At 42.0% G+C, this 19858-nt stretch carries 8 protein-coding genes and 1 pseudogene; 3 read left to right on the plus strand and 6 right to left on the minus strand.

The annotated features are described in order from the left end of the window. Positions 1–17: 17 nt before the first annotated feature. The 3 genes from traI to KP803_RS11065 form a co-directional block, all read right to left on the minus strand. Positions 18–5801 (minus strand): conjugative transfer relaxase/helicase TraI, encoded by a 5784-nt coding sequence (traI, locus tag KP803_RS11055; protein WP_248008893.1) that lies wholly within the window; start codon positions 5799–5801, stop codon positions 18–20. A gap of 317 nt (positions 5802–6118) precedes the next feature. Then, positions 6119–8200: a type IV conjugative transfer system coupling protein TraD gene (traD, locus tag KP803_RS11060; RefSeq protein ID WP_248008894.1), complete on the minus strand. Its 2082-nt coding sequence runs from the start codon at positions 8198–8200 to the stop codon at positions 6119–6121. Positions 8201–8451: 251 nt separating this feature from the next. Then, on the minus strand, positions 8452–8865 hold the full coding sequence (locus KP803_RS11065) for an antitoxin Xre-like helix-turn-helix domain-containing protein (protein WP_248008895.1): 414 nt from the start codon (positions 8863–8865) through the stop codon (positions 8452–8454). A gap of 372 nt (positions 8866–9237) precedes the next feature. Between KP803_RS11065 and KP803_RS11070 the strand changes: the two genes are divergently transcribed. Then, positions 9238–13773 (plus strand): AAA family ATPase, encoded by a 4536-nt coding sequence (locus KP803_RS11070; RefSeq protein WP_248008896.1) that lies wholly within the window; start codon positions 9238–9240, stop codon positions 13771–13773. Positions 13774–14413: 640 nt separating this feature from the next. Here KP803_RS11070 and KP803_RS11075 read toward each other — a convergent pair. Further along, positions 14414–15289: an S-4TM family putative pore-forming effector gene (locus KP803_RS11075; protein ID WP_248008897.1), complete on the minus strand. Its 876-nt coding sequence runs from the start codon at positions 15287–15289 to the stop codon at positions 14414–14416. Position 15290: 1 nt separating this feature from the next. Then, positions 15291–16295, minus strand: a complete 1005-nt coding sequence (locus KP803_RS11080; protein WP_248008898.1) for a hypothetical protein — start codon at positions 16293–16295, stop codon at positions 15291–15293. A 190-nt stretch (positions 16296–16485) separates the two neighbouring features. Here KP803_RS11080 and KP803_RS11085 point away from each other — a divergent pair. Then, a pseudogene (locus KP803_RS11085) lies at positions 16486–16734 on the plus strand (regulator); the annotation flags it as partial. Between the two features lie 29 nt (positions 16735–16763). Here KP803_RS11085 and KP803_RS11090 read toward each other — a convergent pair. Further along, on the minus strand, positions 16764–18500 hold the full coding sequence (locus KP803_RS11090; RefSeq protein ID WP_248008899.1) for an ATP-dependent nuclease: 1737 nt from the start codon (positions 18498–18500) through the stop codon (positions 16764–16766). Between the two features lie 640 nt (positions 18501–19140). Between KP803_RS11090 and KP803_RS11095 the strand changes: the two genes are divergently transcribed. Continuing rightward, on the plus strand, positions 19141–19854 hold the full coding sequence (locus KP803_RS11095; RefSeq protein ID WP_248008900.1) for a KilA-N domain-containing protein: 714 nt from the start codon (positions 19141–19143) through the stop codon (positions 19852–19854). Positions 19855–19858 lie beyond the last annotated feature (4 nt).

Genomic DNA, 19858 nt, shown 5'->3' on the forward strand with positions numbered 1-19858 from the left:
CCAATGGCTACCCTTGTTTATCGTTCTAACTCCCAACCCTTATCAATGTTCGGCTCTTTATTTAAATCAAGTTCTCTTTGAGGAGAGTGTTCGTTATGATCAAAGTGCTCCAGTTCTTTACTTTCTTGAATTTTATGACTAGAAGAAATAATTTCATTAGGATGATTATCCGATTTTATCGGTAACTCCTCATGGTTGCTTATATCAATGTGAGCGTTCTTTTCCTTCCCTTCAAATAACCGCACACAATCGGTTATTTGCTTGATCATATCTTCTTCTGTAACAAAGTGGATGTTAGGGGAGGAGAACTGTTCAATGATCTTCTCCATGTTATTTGAATTGATTTCTAAGTTTTGGTTCGTTAATACAATAATGATATTTTGTCTTACCTCATCAGGGGATATGTTCTGTATATCATTTTTTTGGTTAACATTGATGATGTCATATTGGCCTTGAGTATGTTCGTTAATAATGAATGATTGCTCTATTCCTGTGCTGATAATAGTGGTGTTTAAATCCTGTCCTTGGTTAAAGAGGGTCATTTGCTTCGATTTAGTCCCTAATACTCTTGGGTTAATGTCCATATCGCTATCTTTATTGGCATCATGGTCAAGGTAGGTAATTTCAATCGCGCGTGTTTCTCCTTTCTGGTTATGAATGTTTACGATCATAGCAGGGTGAAACGCTTTATCTTCTGACGAGTAAACCGCGGGGTGGAAACGAACGTTATCGTTCTCAACGTCTTGAACGCCTAACTTATTGAGGTACTGTTCGGCTAATTTTCCTTTTAGCTCTTGGCTCTCTTGTAAATAATCTTTCGCTCGTTGTTCAAATTGAGCAACGTGTTTTGGTGTTGTATTCATAAGCTTTTCGTGGTCCTTGTTAATCGTAACTTGATAGTGGTCAGGATTATTTAATAGGTGATGAGCCTCGTTCATCGCCTCTTGATAGCTGAGGTCTTGCTGACTCATCATTAGATTAATCAGCGAGCCTTTTTCTCCTGTTGTGTAATCTTTGAAATAACCGCGATAGTCCCCCGTTAAACTGACTTTAATGGCGGACTTACCCGTACCAAACGTTAAATAGTCTCGCTCAGATTTCGATTTGTTCGGTGCTCCTAATAGGTGTGTCGCTAGGCTTTCTGTGTATTTAGGTAACTCAGAGTTAATGTGTTCTCTGAATTTGTTGTGATCAAAATCTCCACTCTTGTCTTGATAACGAACGTCTTCATGAGGAAGTGCGTTGTCATTAAAATACGTGGTGGATTGAGGGGCTATTTGCTTAACGGTTTCAATCGCACTGGCTTTGTTGACCTCTTTGGATAACCAGCTCTTCATCATCTGTTTTGGGTTATCGGTGTAGAGTCTGACGTGTTCACTCGCCCTTGTTAAATCGATGTAAGCACGTCTTAGGTTGGTCAGAGCGCCTTTCCCTTTGATAGAGGTAATGACGTGTTGGTACGTGGCACCTTGCGCCATATCTGCGGTTCGGGTGTAGGCGTAATCCCAATGACCATCCTTAAGTTTGTCTGGATCGATCGTTAATGATTGTCCATTTTTGGATTGGGCAATCACGGCGTTATTGTCAGCTTGAACAATGTGGTGTACGACGTTGGCCTTAATGCCGCGAGTTTTGTCTGTAAAGCGGGTGATGATCTTATCGCCTGTCGATAGCGGTTTATGCGAGGCCGAAAACAGGGCAGTAAACTTATGATCGCGATGCCTTGGTAAAAACGCGCTTTCTTTCCCTGTCTCGTGGCTCTTTACCATGACCACACCCTGTTCAGAATCGACTTTGGTGATGCTTGCGTATTGCCCTGGCTTGGTACTGAGCACCAGTCCTTTTTGGTACGGCATCATGGTTTTGAGCTCTTCGCCACTGGCGCCGATAGAGCGAAGTCTTGGCACAATGACATTTTCTCTGCCTAACTCGCCCTGTTTCATTAAACCGTGGCGAATGTGTTCAGTGATGGCATCTCGCTCACTGTTCGTGTAAGCGATGATAAGCGTATTTTCGCGCGTTTCTTGAGTACGTAATAGGTAATCTTGCGCCACTTCATAAGGAAGCTTCTCAGTCGCGATTTGCTGCGCTTTTCGAGGGTCTTGAGGGGTATCGGTGAGTGTTGAAATGACATGTTGCGTTTTTCCTTGTCTATCAGCGCCTTGTTGACTGAGTTTGTCGAGCGCACTGTCAGGTTGTTTATCGAGTATGTTATGCACCGCACCTAACGTCGCGCTATTGCGCTGACGAATGATGTCGGTCATTTGCTCTGAGTCGATGATCTGCGCGGTATCGATGATGCCTTTTGTCATGGCTAGCTCGAACGGCTTACCCGCATTAAGAGACAGTAATTGCTCTTTATCACCTAATAACACCGCTTTAGATTGGCTTTGTAGTACCAAGTCAGTGAGCTCCTTCGCTTGCTTATTGCTGACCATCGAACTCTCATCCAGAAAGAATAAGGTGTTTTGATAGTCTTCTGGTGAGGCTCGGCCCTGGCGAAGGTCGCTGAGTAAGCTCTCCAGTGTGTGCGCTTTGACGTCTTTACTTTCCAATTCCTCCACCGCTGAGTGAGTTGGGGCAAGACCAATAATCTGATCTGGTTGGTTTTTCCCCGCTTGGGTGGCGTGCTCGATGAGTTCGATGTTGGTGTCGAGCATCGTGGACTTACCCGTACCGGCTAAACCTTGAATACCGACAAAGCTATCTGGTGTCGTTGAAATCAAATGAATGGCATTACCTTGGCCATGAGTAAGGCGAGGGTGGTTTTCAAGGTATTGATGAACGTGTTTAGAGGTGCTGAAAGGCTGATGCTGTCCTTTTCCTTTCTCGATGTTTCCGAGGATATGCTTCTCGGTTTCGATTGCCGCCTCTGTCGTCCAACGTGTACCGTCACTGTATTCGGCTGAAAGGGCGTCACTGCGTTTCGCCAATTCGGCTTCAATGTGCGCTTTGGTGATCGGACTATGGGTTTCCTCAAAGGCATAACGTACCGCTTCAATCACTAGCTCTTTTTGAGTAAATCCGGCCTCTTTTTCTGACAGGTGGTTTAGGGCGAAATTAACCGCTTTCTCTGACACGGGCGCTTGTTGCGCTTTCGCGAGTGCACCGATAGCGTGTTCAATGTCGTGTCTGAGGATTGGGGGCGTGGCTTCAGATAGATAGCGGTCATTGATGTTCTGAGTATGCAGAACTCGCTCGATAGATGATGGCCTCATTTCGCCTTTCTCCAACGCGTGCTGCGCTTTTTCTGGATGATCGGTGAAGATATCTAAACGACGACTGTTTTCTGTTAGGTCATTGAGCAACTCTTTTGAGAGCGTAAAGGCTTTTCCCGACAGTAAGGTATGTGTTCTAGGCTCAAAGTGATTGGCTGAATGAGCGTAGTCATACGTGAGTGGTGCGTCTTTCAATTTATCTAAAGGGCGCGTACTTGATTGCCCTTGTTGATTGGTTAGCGTTATTGCGTTTTTAGAGATGGACGTGACAAGGTAATGTTGCCCAGCTTCGAGTTGAGAAGGAACGTGCTTATTTGTGGCCAGAATACGTTCACCTTGTGAGATCTCAAGGGCGTCTGGTTTGTACAATTGCATATTCATAGATTGAAACGCTTTAGACGAAAGGTCAAAAGTGCTTGTTTTGCCGTCCGTTTTGCTCAACACCTCTAGGGTGTTAGAGACTTTATCGACACTGGCGATCACAAAATCGTGAGGTTTTCCCTTATCCCATTGTCTGAGAGTCATACCGGATTGGTAATGCTTCGCAAATGCTTGTTGTGGCTTTGAAAGGTAATGAGGTTGCTGGGTGAAGACAGTGACACTGGTGCGTGAGAGTTGGCCATCGTTTTTCAAAGCGTCACGTATCTCATTGGTTAATCGCCGCTGTTCGACGCCAGAGGTGGCTAATACTTGTGCATTGGTTTTGTCGGGCAAGTCGGCGTAAGTGAGGGCAATGTTGTGCTCCTCTCGATGATGCAGTCGCACAACACTATCTGCTTGTTTGCTGTTGACCCAGGTGTGCGTCGTGACATTCCCTTTACTGTAAAGGTCGATAGCGCTGTGCGCTTTCATGCCTTGGCGGTTTGAGACACGGTTAAGTAAGATGACTTTACTGTGGCTCTTACCGGCTTTTTCACTGAGTGAGAGCAGTTCATTTGCACTCATTTTGTTTGCGTTATCGACCAAAATAATGTCCTTGTTGGTCAGTGGGTGCTCGGCGTCAAGTAGACCTTGTAAGGTATGACGCTGATCATCTTGAAATAAATGCTTAACCCAAGTGGCAAAGGTGTGGCTTTCTCGGGGGATGTTTTGTTGATTATGGCGGTGGTGTTGGGTGTGTTGAGAGACAAGCTGTACTCGCTTACCACTGTGGTTGCCTGCGTTAAGTAGGTTTTGCGCGATTTGCTCGGAAGAGCCAAACACGTTGACCACGTGAAACTGTTTGGTTGAGCCATAAATGTCGGCCACTTTTTGGCGATTATCTTGGGCAATATTGAGACGGTTTAGGGTCGGCTCATCGATGTTGGTGCGCATGTTATGAGTCCGTCCCTTAGTGATGTCCATGAGCGCTTTTTCGTTTTTCAGCATCGCTTGGGAGGTGTAGTGTCCCTTCTCAGCCAGTGGTACAAGCTGACCGTTTTTTATCCATTCATCGGCGACTTGCTTTAAATCAATCACGTTGGCTTGCTGTGCTCCTTTAGTAAAGTCTGAGGCCGCAACCTCAATCACTTTCTCAAGGCGTAATGAGGTTGAGTACTGCCCCAAGTGCGTCATTGCATGTGAAAATGCGTCACGGGCTTGTTGCATGGCATGGCCGCCTTTTTGAGGCAATGCTTGGCTTTGTTTGACCAAAAGGGCAGGGTCAAAACCTTCACCTTTTACGGTTTGTTGCCATTTGTGGTTTAAGGTCGCATCGCTGTGGTAAGTTTTTCTTTGTCGGGTATCAAGGGCTGCGGTGTCTCGACTTGCTTGGGTGTCATGACCAAACGCCATGACTTGCTGGTCAATTTGTTGTTTGCGTGTTGAGAACGCTTTATGTAATGACTCCGGGACACCATCGATATCAAATTGAGCGTTACCGAGTCCCTTTGTTTGAAAACCCAATTCTTCGGATCCTCTGGCAAACTCGCTTTGGTAAAGGGCAGTGTAATACTTCTGAAAGTTATAGATGCGTTCGCCACTGCCATTAATGACGCCGCCTTTCTGTTTTAAGTTCGACGCGAGTGTACGTAAGTTGCCTTCCTGAGCTCGGGTCATATTGGCAGCAAGGGCATGGGAGTGAACTTGTGGATCGTTGTTGCGACTGGTTTTATGACGAACGACCGCAAAAATCATGGACTGAGTATTGTGAAACTCGCGTTCCCCAGCTTCGTTGGTGTGCGTCGCCTGAGCTACGTCCTTCTCTAACTCTGAGAGGGCAAATTTCACCGCGTTGTTGTGCGCTTCAATCAGACGTGGATCACCTCCGACCAATGCCAGGATACTGGCGTTTTTAGGGGCAGAAAAAGTGAGGTCAAATCCGCTTTTATGGTCTTCTCGCTTGCCCTTAATGGTTTCATCATTGAGTGTGCCAGAGAGGATAGTCTCTAAGGTTGTTTGTTCTACCGGTTTACCGAGCAATCCCGCTTCTTGTGCTAATTTTCCATGCCAAAAGGTGTTCTCACCTTGTTGTTTTTCCTTGAGGTAATAGTTCTCGTTGCTGTCTTTTTCGAGAGAGGTGTCCGGTAGGTTTTGGGTGTTTTCTTCGTTTAAGTAGTATTGAGCTGCGTTAGAGGGCGATCTTAAAGGGCTGATGGACATCATAGTGGTGTTTCCTTTATGGGAACCACCAAGAGTAGGGGCGCTTAGAAACCAAGTTCACAAAGAGGCTACTATCAAGTTGCTTATACATGATTGAGGCCTCGCTTGAATTTATCGTTCATTCGGGGCTTTTTCATATCCATGTTTTGGCTAACGCGTCGACATGGTTATGTCTAAGTGCCCAGGAGCATTGTAACAAAATGCAGGGGATGGCTACTCTGGTGATTTTTGTAGGGGGAGAGGGTTAATAACAACGCTTGGCAAGGATAGGCTTTGAGTGTCTTTCATCGTCTTATCCTCATGGTTGAGTACGAACTTCATCAATCGCACATATCACTCACCTCAACCTCTTGAGTCATGGCGGCTTCGTCGATATTACGTTGAGCCTCCTCTTGATAGGCTTGCGCTTGTTTGAGCTTGGCCAGCTCGCTCACTGTCTCGCTTTTTATCGCCTGTTGAATCTGATCGGTTTCTGCTTTCATCTGCTCTTCGTTTTCAAAGTTCGCCTCTTGAGCGTCCGTTAACTTACGGCGATCTTCTTCGTTCAGATACAGTCCAGGCGCCACGCATTCATGGTAAATCGCCTGCTCATATACTTTGCTCATGGCGGATGAAAGCACAATGGAGCGTTTATCAAATGATGAACAAACATCGCGCATTTTGTCGAATTCCAGATCGAGCCGAGTAATGAGATCAATGCCAGGGGAACGTAAATAGCACTGTAGATCATCCAAGGCTTGGATTTCGCTCGCAGACACGACAGGGCGTGTAATGGTTTGATGGCCAAGAGAGACACCGTCACGCAAGGTATTTGCACCGTAGGAAACATTTTCTTTGGACACATCGACTTCTTGTTCACCCAAATCTTTAGCAGAGATACGCGCCATAGGCGCAGAAGGCGCTCGAAAGAAGAAGCGCGTGTTAAGTAAATCGAACATCTCTTCAGCGGCATTTTTTCCGTAGGTTTTGACGAGCTGCGCATACGACTGAATACCAATTAGATAGCATCCCCCAAACTTACGAACCTCGGCAATGATAGAGCCAAGTTCAGGTAATTTATGCAAGCTAGGCATTTCATCCATAATGACCCAGATACGGCGATCGTCGTCTTCTTTAAGCCCTAAAATTGCATTAGAGGCAATGGCTAACCACATCGATATCAGTGGTCTTAGTGAAGCATGTTGCTGAGCATTACTGGAGAGAAACAAAAAGCCTTTTTGGTTTTCATCTTGTACCCAGTTTGTAATTGAGAACTTTTGTTTGAGCTTATCGGGGCGATCTGCGTTATTCAGACCATCCAAAAAACGCAAGCTTTTGATGTAGGTGGCCAACACCGATTTGATGGAAATCGCGGTTTTCTTAATATCCTTTGAGACAAGGGAAGCGGACTCAGTGCCTTCTAAGAAGTTGCCTAGAGTTTCCAGTTCAGAAGTTAAGATCAAACTGAGCAATCGCTCAGTGGTACAAGGTTTGTCATCTTGACTCATGCGATAAGCGGTGGATGAGAAGATGGTGCGCGCTGAATCGACCCAGAACGGTTCGCCTTCACCGTGTTGAGGAATTAATGCGGCGGCCATGTTTTCAAAGTCAGGCGCCTCGATGGCATCACTCCATACATCCCAGTTAGCGCAGCGTTTATCAAACGGGTTGAGGAGAACGTCGGTCGCTGGGTTGTAGAATTTTCCTGTAAAGGTACATCCCTTATCGTAGATGATGGCTTTATCGCCCCGGGTGCGTACCCAGCGAACCAGCTTGCGGATCATGATGGATTTCCCCGCCCCTGTGGTGCCATCAATGAGTAAGTGCTGAACTTCGAAGTACTGCTTTAAAAGCGCATGACCATCGATTTCAAAACTCGATATTGACCCGTCCCCATAGCCTCGCTTCTTCTTGGCTTTTGCTCGTGCTTTGAGCTCTTTGGTGATGGCTTCTGGCGGGGCTAAGCGAAAGCCTCGGATATGAAAATCTTCACTCTGTTTTTCGCCTTGCTCTTTAAAAAAGCGTAGGACGATCATGAAGATGGCCATGCCTATCACTAAAGCAATCAGAAAGTAGATTTGAACGTTGTGCCAAATGGTGGCGTGAATATCGAGGAGGACAGAGTTTTGCAGTTGAGAGGTGAGGGTATCGGTGTAGCGCTCACCTTCCCAAATGGTGGTGACGGTGCTATCGAGGGGTTTACCTAGCTTTGCGTAGAGAACATTACGCAAGTAATAAAATTCCCCCCAAAAGGCATTAGGTGGCGAATTTAGGTAAGTCAGTAATAAAGTGAGAGCAACGACCCCCCAACCAATGAATTTCACAAGTTTATTGTTCACTTGGAAGAACATGGTGATGGCGTGAAAGGTCACTTGTCCGCCACGGGTAAAGTGGTTGCTTTTCTTGCGGGTAGGCGTGTGCATACATGCTCCTTTTTAGTAAAAAGAGAATAAGGTGGAGTAGGCTAAATTCAGATTAATAAGATAGATCTAACAGGGAAAGGGAGCACTTTCGAGCTAGACAGTGCAAGGGTAATTCAGTCTATGAAGGTTCTGGACAAAAAGTGCTTTAACTTATCTTCGCCGTCTAACTTGATATAGCCAAAAATAGATCAAACTATATTGGAGCTGACAAGCGTTAATGTTTTCGGCCATTTACAGCGGGGATCGCTGATTTATAGAAGTCGGGTATCGAAAGAAATTTCGTGTTTTTTTGCCTTATCGATAGGGCGGCGGTTACCCAAACCAACCACAGGGGATTTAAGCCATTCACACGTGGCTAAAATATCACCTTCAAATAAGTTGATTGTTTGGTTGAATATCTCAGCAAAACGATACAAACGATCACTTTCGTCTTTGTTAAAACGTCCTGCTTTCGATCTGCGGTTTAGTGTGGCTGGTGGAATTGTAACAGCGGTAGCTAACTCTTTCTTTTCCAATTTAGAGTGCTTGGCTAGCTTGTCAAAAACATCAAATTCCAAACCTTTATGAACAGACTCATAAAGGGTTACCCCTCGCGATGGAATACCTACTAGCTGCCAAAAGCTAGCGGGCTGTTTAACAGGCTTGAATGCTTGCATTTGTGACATAATCACAAATTCTTATCAGGTGATAGTGTCATTATGTATCAGATGATTATGATAGGAAAATTTACAAGTACATAGCTTGGAAAATTGGAGATTAACAAGTAAGTTTAGATCTTTATCTGGTTTTTTTGATTAAAGAAAGAAACGCGCAATTCCAACTGTCGCGAGACAATAAAGTCTGATCAGTTTCTAGCATGTCACCTACTAGATGATCAGTTTAATTGGTTTCGAGGCTTCTTTTTCTGATGTTCCTTTTTCCGTTCTAATATTTCCAGCCTACCTACTAAGCCTGTTATTGGCAAAGCAACTAATCAGTGATACTAACTTTGCATATCTACATGATATAATGGAATAAAAATATATAGGGCAATGTATTTGAGTAACTTAGACCAACCCAGCATAATTGAAGCAGAAGATGTGCTCTCATTACGAAGCGAAATAAAGTTAGCTGATGTCATACAAGCTGAAGTTCGCTCAATGCCATTCCACTTATTGACTCCAGATGAGTTTGAAATACTGTTGTGGGACTTATTTTATAGCGGCAGCAACGACACTGACTTACCGTTCGATAATGCTCGCCTAATGATAACTGGTGCTGATCAGGGGCGAGACGTTTGGTTTACACTCAAAGGCAAGCCATCAGGGCTCATTCAGTGTAAAAGAGAAGAAAAGAAATATAGCCGAAATGATGTATTAAAAGAAGTCGTTAAGTTTCTTCTTCATAGTGAACTCAATCCCTCTTTATTACCTCAGCCGAAAACCTTTACATATATCTTAGCGTTAAGCACCGACCCCAAAGGCGAAGTCGATGATTTCTTTGAAAACCCGTTAGCTTGGTTGAAAAATAACAAGTCAGAAGTAGGGTCTACAATTAAGAAAGTTATTAAAAGCTATCAACGCTTCAAAGACACAAAATCTGAAGATGTAATCGATAGTATATATTCGAATATCAAGAGCCTAAATTACCAATTGATTCGCCCACACGAGCTCAATCGTTGGCTTGATGCACACCAAAGTGTTCGCAAGCGCTTTTTTAAGTTGCCCCAAGAGAACTCTTTACCATTTTATGATTCTAATCTGGTGATTGGCGATCTAGAACAGGCAAGCTTACCACTCCGCAATTGGCAAAAAACAATTGAAAACCATTTTATCCAACGTACTGAGCTAGATGAATTAGAGCAACGCTTAAAGACAGATGAAAGCGGGTGTTACCTATTAACAGGCGGAGCTGGCTCAGGGAAATCATCTCTGCTCTCTTCACTCTATGGACGTCTACTTGACTCCAAAAATAAAGTATTAGCAATTAAAGCTGATGAATTAAGCAACGAGATCAGTGATCTAGAAGAGCTAGCTTCTTTCTTAAAATGTGAAGGCCATGGTAGCTTAGTCGCATCACTACTTGATCTTTCCAAAGAGTCACACCTTGTATTAATAATCGACCAGATGGATGCTGTTAGTGAGGTCATGGATCAGAGTTCTAATCGATTCCGAGTATTAATTGATCTAATCTTAGGCCTAAAAACACACTTTAAAGAAAGAGAAGCATATCCGATCCATATCATTGCATCTTCAAGACCATTTGAAGCTGGCTTTGATACTCGATTTACTCAACTAGAAGCGGAAGAAATTTATCTTGATCCTCTACCAAAAGAAGATGTCGAATCATTTTTTGAAGAGATAAACATCGATAAAGCTAGTATCCCTTCTTCTATGTACCCAACGATTCAGGTTCCATTTGCCCTAAGCTTGTATGTCAGCCTAGTGAAAGCTGGCTATAATAAAATGGAGATTACTTCTAAAAACCTACTGTCACGATGGCGAGAGAAAAAATTATCTAATGACCCTTTAAAACAGCAATACGATGAGTTCTTACAACTCTTAGCATCCGATATGGTACGTGAAGAAGTTCTTAGACGCCCAATTGGTGCATACTCTCTCAATTATCAGTCATTACTAACTAAGTTGGAATCTGTCGGCATATTAGTACGTTTTGGGGACAATATAGGCTTCAGTCATCAAGCGTGGTTAGACGACTTTCAAGCACAGTCATTCCTCACGAACGGAAGTAACTTTTACGACTTCGTTATCGAAAAACAACATGGACTCTTTTCTCGAAGTACGATTTTAAGAGGGCTTGAGTTCCTTCGAGAGCATGATAAACCTTTGTATCATCAAACAATAGACAAATTGTTGTTTGATCCATCCATACGTCGCCATATCTTTCATCTCTTAATCGATGTAATGACCTCTACACTTACGCCTGACTATGAAGACGCTGAACGAATATATCGCATCTTAGAAGAAGATGATGCTCTCGCGTCTAGGGTTATCTTAAAAACCGCAAAGAAATGGAGCCTGTGGCGTGACTATCTAGCGGATGAATTACCACTCGTAATGCAAAAACCATCACTTCTTGAAGATGCGACATCATGGCTCATACAGGAAACTTACTATGAAGAAAGTAATGTTATTTCATTGATTAATAGTTGCTGGAATGACGAAAAGTACCATTCATCTAGCTTTAACGTACTATCCCATTCAAAAGCATCTTCGGATGAAGCTATCAAATTGGCACAAGCTATCATCTCAACAAGAGAAATTAGTAGTTATGCTATATCAAATTACATCAATGACTTAATCAAAGATTCTAAACTTTCATCTGCATTAGAGTTATTTACAACGTGGCTATATGCTGAAGGTGACAAGGTCTTATGGGAGCGTTCTTTATCTGTTGAAGATTATGTACCTGTTCATTCATCAGAATTCATCGAGGTTCTATTTCCTTGGTTTATAAAGGTACTGGATGAAGGTGAAGTGCAAAAAGAAATTTCAAGAACTTTCAGAAGGTCAGCAGCTTTAGGCGGTGACTTTGAAGCTATATCTGATAACGATGGGATGGTTGGGATATTACTACAGGCGTTAGTTCACTTAGCCACAGACAACCCATCTGAGTTTATTGTGGTTGTAAAGAAATATTCATGTATTGATTTTGATGAGGTGCAGTCACTATTAGCAATAGCATTCGCCTCAAACCCAGTCGCACTGGCTTCTAATATTGCAACTTACCTGTGTGAAAATGAAGCTAGACTTGGCATTGGTTACGGCTGCTTTAACGATGAAGAAAATGTGATACGTTTGATAAATGGGCACCTGACTATGGTATTGCTTGAGGAAGCATCCCCCCACTGGTCTACTCTACAAGCAGAGTTAGTTAGAGATGCTATTGAGAATTATACCCTTCATCCTCTAAACGCTTACACTGACGCAGAAACTCGTCGATATATTCGCACAAGAAATGAAAACTATCGTTTATCTTTGCTAGCGCGACTACCAAGTCAAGTGTTAGAACCCCGTAGACAAAGACAAACCTCTGAACGAGATACATATGGACAACTTAAAATTGGTCAACGATGTAAAGTTGGAATTGCGTCACTCATCTCGTCGCCGATGTCTTTCGAGCAAATGAAATTAGCAACCTCTGAGAATATTATAAACATGCTAAATGCCCTAAGTGATCCATCTACGGATTGTGAAACAAGGCAGTATCGTTGGAGAGGTGCTGAGCTTTCTCAATTCTCACAAGTCTTTAGCCAGTTTGCCTCTACAGAGCCTCAAAAAGCTATCTGTATGTTAAAAACAGATTTTGTTCCAAATATGCACGAAAGTGTTGCTGGTGATGCCATAGCCCAACTCAGCTCCAATCAAAGCATAACTACAAGTGACGTCAAAGCACTAATTAACCTTCTAATTTCGAAGGGGTTCAAAGATAAAGAGTGGGTAAGCGGAGTAGCACGAGCCTATAAAGAAATAGCACGTAGGGATAAAGGGCTAACATCATCTGAAATCACTCTACTTACCGATTACCTCAACATACATATAGACATTGATAGTGATTGCCATGAAAGTCTTGAGCAATCGCGTGATGAAGGCATCCTGTTTGGACATCGAGGAGGGTTCTCTTACGGCTCTACTACGAGTATTGATCTATTGGGTGCTATCTATATGGGTCTATTGGCTAGGAAAAAAACAGCTCACAATCAATGGGCAGATATTCTCTTAAATTATCTGCGCAGTTCAAGCTCAGAAAGCACATGGCAATTTGTGCTAACTATACAAGGTGAGCAACTATACTGGGCTGATAAAGAAAAGATTAATAACCTTTTTGAATCATTACTGATATCCATCCCAACATTGTTTGAACGTCCTGTTCTGGTGCATACACTATGGAAGCTAGTTGAGCGGCTTGATGAACGGTTTTTAATAAAAATATTAGGCTTGTGGCTTTCAAGTAAAAGTGATGATTGCAAACAAGCCGCAGCAGAGTTGATATCTGGATTAATTATTTCAAACCGAGCAAGTGAGCCAATGATAGCACTTTGGGAAACAGCCCTGAATTCAGGAGCCCTAGCGGTGAAAAAAGGCGGTATTTATGCCGCTATTTCTGGCTGGTACTATCAAGGTGATGTGAGGACAAACTCACATAAGATGCTTATTCGCTGTGCACAATGCGATGCCAATCTTATTGGTTCAACATTTAGTTCTTTATTTTCCTTCAACAAGCGACTACCTCAAGATGCACATACACTAAGTCTACTTAAATTTTTATCTGAGCACTTGGATTTGGTCAAGACATTGGAGTCTAGTTGCCTACTTGAAGCTTTAGTGAACATTAACCCTCGACCAAGAGCTCTTCCTGCGATACTACTTATAGTCAAAGCTATTACTGAAGAAAAAGTAAAGGAAACACCTCGTAGTTATATTCCAGATGTGGACAAACTCATAGAGTTAGCCGTAACTTTGCAGCGAAGCACTAAATCAATAAAAACCGAAGCAATGTCATTATATGAGATGCTACTCGACGCTGGATCATATCAAGCAGAGCAAGCTGCTGAGGTGGCAGCAAGGTCTTAATACCCTTCCATGAAGCTAGATAAAAGCCTTCATGAAAAATGTCATAACGACCAGGCATGACTTCGGAGGGGGGGCTTCTTGTTGTCGCAGTACTTATAAAGCACAATCATATATTAGGGCAGAAGTGTTTTAGGCAAATTGTGCAACAAGCTGTTGCACAAATGGAGCCGGTGGGTGCTGTTGCAGAATCAGCAACAACTGAACTTTTTCATCGTTCAGGCAAGTATTGCGAATTTGGCAACAGTTCAACTGCGAGGAATACTTATGAGCTGGAAAGCAACTGAGAAGGGTTTCTTCCTAATTGCCAGCACGGAATGGGGAAAATCCGAGTCAGCGGAGACACCCTGACTCGTTTATGGACAAAACCTTGTCAGCACTATTGCTAAACTAGAAATTAGCGGATTACTTCCTGTAAGGCTAACGTGTTTATCAAATAGGCCACTACATTCACTTTGTTGGAAGTGTTGTTTTTGAGCTTCCACAGCGACAAAAAAGCAAGCCCGCATTTCCGTCTCATATTTGTGAGTTTTTATATATTGCAATATTGGTTGAAATTATCTTTCTATAAGCATTCAGAAATAAAAATATATCTATGAATTACACAATTAATGAAGTAAAGAGGCCCCACTAGGAGCCTCTTCTATCTTGTTTTAGTAACCGTCGTTACTAACTCTTGAAGATTTTTAGATTTAATTCGATTGAACCAATCAAATATCAATGGGTTAGATTTCCGATTTGTATATATCTGGAATTGAAGACTCTCGATTGTCTTTAAAGATACTATTGGTTTAGATAGTGCTTCATCTAAACTAACGCTTAGAGCTTTCTTTGAGTCGATAGCCCGTCGCTGCTCAACGTAAACTCCTCTAAAGTACGTTAGCAAAGGTAAGCTAGGAATTATATAAGATAAAATAAAATCAGTTAAAGATACCTTTTCATATAACGCAGTTGAAAAAATTGCTAGAAGATACAAAACGATAAATACACTTACGTAAAAAATGTAAGACGTTCTCAGCTCTATATCCCACCCCAAACTCTCGCTTTGGCATAAGAGAATGCCTTTTCTTTCATTGTGGTTGGAAACTTCTTCGGAGTACCAATTATTAAGCTCTGTTAGATTATGCTTATTTGAATAGGTAACAGCATGTTTACTAATCTCATGGATGGATACTTTGTTTCCTAGAGAAATAGGATTCCAATGCAAATTGTAGACATATCGGTCAAATTGCTCTTGAATCGTTGCAGCTTTCTCTTGTAACTGGATCACTTTAGTCTTGAGCCACAATACATCAAACAATGTCAATACAAGGGCCAAAATAGCTATCCAATTTGTTAAATCTATATTGAACAACGTGATTGCGTAATGTTTTCCAACTGTATTTGCCAGAATTAAAAATGGGATAGCCAGAAAAGCATAAATACCCAGAAGCCATTTGGCTGAAGAGTAAATATGCCTTTGTGCTGCGATTAACTCTATTGAACTGCGCTCATTTTGTCGCTGATTAATTAAGTTCACTTTAACTGACCTCGCCAGTGAAGCTATCCCCAAATATGGCTTTTAGTTCTTTAATTGCACGGGCTGGATTCTCAAACTCGTATTGGTCAGCAGTTTTAAGTCTTTCAGAGTCAAGTTTAGCTCTTGCACTAATGGAATTTTTACTATCCAAGTCAAGATTGTTTAGATCGCCTTGAATACCCTTTGGGTCACTAACAGGGAGATAAATAGCTTCAACAATGTAATTGAATAAATCGCGTATTGAATGCTCGATGTAATTGCTACTCGGTGAGTGTGTTTCAAAGTAATCTAGAACCATATTCTCGAGTAGGTACGAGCCCATTGTGGACATAGTCTGTCGCTTGTTCCAATATTTTATGATTCGAACCAATTGGAGTATTTGCCCGTTGTGGGATTGGTTAACTCTAGACGAACGATCTTTATCTGATCTAGGATCAGTTTTCTTCCAGTTCCCCTTGCCATCAGGTATCAGGTAATAGTCTTTACCTTGAGCGTCAGATGCAGTGAAGAAACATGGAACGATGTCGAAATTCCAATCATAAGCACTTGCTTGCAAGGTAGCAGCCTCTCCATTTCTATGGGGCGTATTTTTGTACTGTCCTATACTGTCCAAAGACGTAACCATGAGGTTAACCATTTTGATTGAGCTTATTTTGGTATTGTCGAGAGTACTGGCTAGGTGCTTGTATGTATCATTGTCACTATCCATATTAATGAAAACAGTGCTTCCTTCTTCAGAGTAATGCATATCCCCACGAGCAGAAAAACAAAATAGTTGATCGATATCGTCCAAAGGCCTTTTTTTCGTGCTTCTATGAAATGAACCAAATCCCTTATGTTTTCCTGAGTATCTAGGAGGAAAATTTGCTGTTTTTTTAGCCATTGATTCAAGCTGTTCAAGAAGCCAATCTCTACTACCTCTGCCTTTATCTACTGTATCTTTATTTAAATCGATGTGACCAGAGACAAACACTTTAATCGCATTGTTAATTCTAAAATCCGACATATAAACCTCATTGCAATGAAATTAAGTGATTATACAACGTTATGTCTTTGTTCGAAAAGGAACTTGGACTGATTTTTACCTCTAACAACATCACGAAGTTCACAAACAGAAATCGGAAAATGGATAACTTTTGGTTGGGGAAACGCACGTTAACAAGATATGAACGAGTATTTAATCTAACTGATTTTGGGGCAAAGATATTCCTAAAGAGTGCAGGCGTCTAATGCGGTTAGCCACAGGAAGGCAGTTATCTATTGGCGAGGACTGGAATCAACTCAAAATACATCTCAATAAACTTGAACTACCAACAGGACAGTTGGTTAGTCCTCAACAAGTATAAGCAGGGATCGCGTTGCTAGAAATACAATCTGAGCTTGAAATCAAAAAAACGACAAAATTGTTAAAATACGCGCGAGCCATATCTAAGTTCAAACAATAGTCAAAAGGGCTCGTTAGAGCCCTAAAAGATTAGTGTTCAAGCATTGACTTTAGATAGGAGATAAAAGGCACTTTGAAAAAATCAGGGTGATCCAAGTTTGGATACAGTGTGTTCTTCCAATAAAGATTTGCATTGTAGGGTTTACCTGCACTGGTGCTAGTCTCACTAAACCTTAATTCTTGAGGTAAAAGTGACGACTGATGTGCTGGTTCAAATGTTGTATCATGTACACGGAGTAACCCTACAGAGTACGTAGTTTTATCTTCAATAAATTGCTTACTTATCGAACCTTGAATGTGAGTATCGAAACGAGGGTTTCCGTCAGTGTCAGTAGAGGAAATTGCTCTTCCATCTGTATCAAAGATAGCGTGATACTTAATCTTAAATTTAGATAAGATTTTTTGATAAAACGGAATGTTAGTTACGGTTCCACAGTTTAAAATGAAAAAATCTTTTGACGTGGGAAACTCTTGTAAATATGCGCGCGCAAGAACTTCTTCCGTTGGTCCTTCAATCAACAAAACTTCATCAGAGTAAAACGCTTCGCAGACATGAGGGTTGAATCGAAGCATTTCGTTCATTTCCTGCTTTAGTTGCTCGTCCGTAGTGATGTTTTTTGCCGACTTCAAAAAGTGGTCATTGATTTGATAGATATTTGTTCCTGACTGATCTTTTACTAAGCGGATAATAGAAGACTTCGGCTTTGATATATCAATCATCGAGGGAGAATGAGATGCACATAAGACTTGATAAGGTAAGTCATCTTCACTAACTTTATAAATTAGCTCTCTTAGTTCTTTTATTATGCGGGGGTATAAGAACAATTCTGGCTCTTCGAACAGAACCATATAGTCCTTTCTACCTTCTTCACGTTCAAACTTTTCTGCTACATCCTTCATTAATAGTAACGTGAATATCGCCGTTCTAATCGTCCCATGCCCAACCTTGTCAGAAGTTGCAGGAATTGACGAGTCGATAGAACCCAGATTATCTAGCTTAGCAAATTCAACATTAAATTCTTTACCTAGCTTGTTTTCAGTCCATGCCAAGCGATCTTTTGACTCCGTGATTCTAAGTACAGTATCGCCAAAGATCTGTGAAAAGTAAGAATTAACTGACGTTTGATAGGATTCGATTAATTCAGGATTATACATTTTTGTCTGCAACTCCTGAATTTTTGTTTTTGCCTCTTCTAGAGCTGCCAAGTCATCCGCCATAAGAGTATTTTCTGCCATACTTTTCAAGATAGAATTCAGTATCTCTTTTGCTTCATCTTCAGTAGGCATTGCCTTAATAAAAACTGGTTGAGGGAGACAAGATTGAAATACTTGGTGAAGACCAATACTCGCGTAGCCAATATCTTCAAATTTTTCGGTTTCATAGTTATATGTTTGGTTTATCGGCTTCGCTGTTTTACCAACCTGATTCCAAGTTTTTTTAATCCTCATACGGTCATCGTTGAGGTACTTTTTATAAGATTCTCGTTGCTTTGGAGCCGCAGCTTCGATACGAGTTTTATCAATCGGTAACAAACGCACTTCAATTTCAAACTCAAGATGGTTTTTGACATCGCTTTTATAGAAATCCTCTTTAACCGGCTTCTCGTCTTTATAAAAGTACTGATAAGCCTTCAAGAAGGTTGATTTTCCAACGTTGTTTTGTCCATAAATGAAAAGTGTGTTTGTATCTTCAAAGACAATCTTGTTTTGATCTAGTCCTCCAGAGATTCCACGAAAGTTATTGATAGCAAAATAGTTAATTTTCAAAATGAGCCCACCGTGTAGCATGTTGTATATGAAGTCATATTACACAGGTTGAATATTTCAGTCTTAAAAAATATTTTGTCTTTTCGATAAAACATTACTAGGGAATCTATTAGAGACTTTCACCCCGTATCACATCTCGGGGATTAACAGCCAACAACATGAGAAGAATGGATAACTTTTAGTAGGGCAAAACCCCATGAACAGGATATTAATGAGTATTTACTCTGCCTTATAAAGGGGCGAAATGATTTAGGGTGCTCCCGGCCTTGCTGCACTGCCTCCAGCAACAGCCTTGAACAAATACCAACGATATAGAACATTGACACCCATTCTAACACCCCCCATAATCCCGTTAAATCACTGGCAAAATCCAGTGTCGGGCGTAGGAACCCGTTTTGTTTTCTCTCGGCGCATAGACGCCAGCTTTTTGCTGGTTTTTTTATGTGCAGCTTTGGCACACCTAAACATGGTGGCTTTGCTTATCTATTAGGCAAAATGCAACTGAATTATGGTGGGCTGGGCAGGGCAGTTTCGGCTGGCCGTGTTCCGAGAGAGCGGTATTCCTACCCCTGTTCAGTTCACCACCCAAAGCGTAGGAACTCTGAGTGGTGACTCAATCAAATTACTCTCGGAGGCCATCATGGCTAATCTAACAATCCTTTCCAAAGACATTCGTTTACTTGATAACTTGTGCTCGTTAAATGACCTGCATAAAGCGAGTGGCGGAGCACCCAAGCACCAACCAGCTCTCTTTATGCAGAACCAACAAACAAAAGCACTCATCTACGAAATTGAAGGTGATCTAGGAATTCCTAGAACAGTGTTAACGCAGCGCGGTGGAGCAAATCGAGGCACCTGGGTATGTAAAGAACTGGTCTACTCATACGCAATGTGGATAAGTCCCAAGTTCCACCTCAAGGTGATTCGTGCCTTTGAGAGCATAAGTACCAATCAAATACTGCCACTACCATCTCCAATTCCCCAATCTGACTTATCACTGAACGACCTCATCTACGAACTCGCTAAAGCCAAAAACGTCAACACGCAGAATATCCACATTCATTACAACTCGGTCTTCAACTCCAACGCTTGGTCACATGAGCAAGCCTTCGAGCATGCGCTAGCAAAAAGAATATTAAAGCAGGACTTAGCCAACGCACTGCGCACTCAGTCACCTCAATTACAGCAAATTAAACAACAAGCCAAACAACACGGCTTAACGCTAATAGATGAGCAAGAGTACCAAGGATTCCAAGGCCGGATGCAGATGCAACAGCAGCAGATTGATAAGCTAGTCGATGAGGTTATGGCTTTAAGCCGAAACCACAACGCTTTGATGAGTCAGGTGTTGTGACGCG

Source organism: Vibrio amylolyticus (genome assembly GCF_023145695.1).
In the GTDB taxonomy this organism is placed as follows: Bacteria; Pseudomonadota; Gammaproteobacteria; order Enterobacterales; family Vibrionaceae; genus Vibrio; species Vibrio amylolyticus.

Bases quoted from the DNA above. Each gene is read 5' to 3' on its own strand.
- traI (WP_248008893.1), bottom strand. From the start codon at position 5,801: ATGATGTCCATCAGCCCTTTAAGATCGCCCTCTAACGCAGCTCAATAC.
- traD (WP_248008894.1), bottom strand. From the start codon at position 8,200: ATGCACACGCCTACCCGCAAGAAAAGCAACCACTTTACCCGTGGCGGA.
- KP803_RS11065 (WP_248008895.1), bottom strand. From the start codon at position 8,865: ATGTCACAAATGCAAGCATTCAAGCCTGTTAAACAGCCCGCTAGCTTT.
- KP803_RS11080 (WP_248008898.1), bottom strand. From the start codon at position 16,295: ATGTCGGATTTTAGAATTAACAATGCGATTAAAGTGTTTGTCTCTGGT.
- KP803_RS11095 (WP_248008900.1), top strand. From the start codon at position 19,141: ATGGCTAATCTAACAATCCTTTCCAAAGACATTCGTTTACTTGATAAC.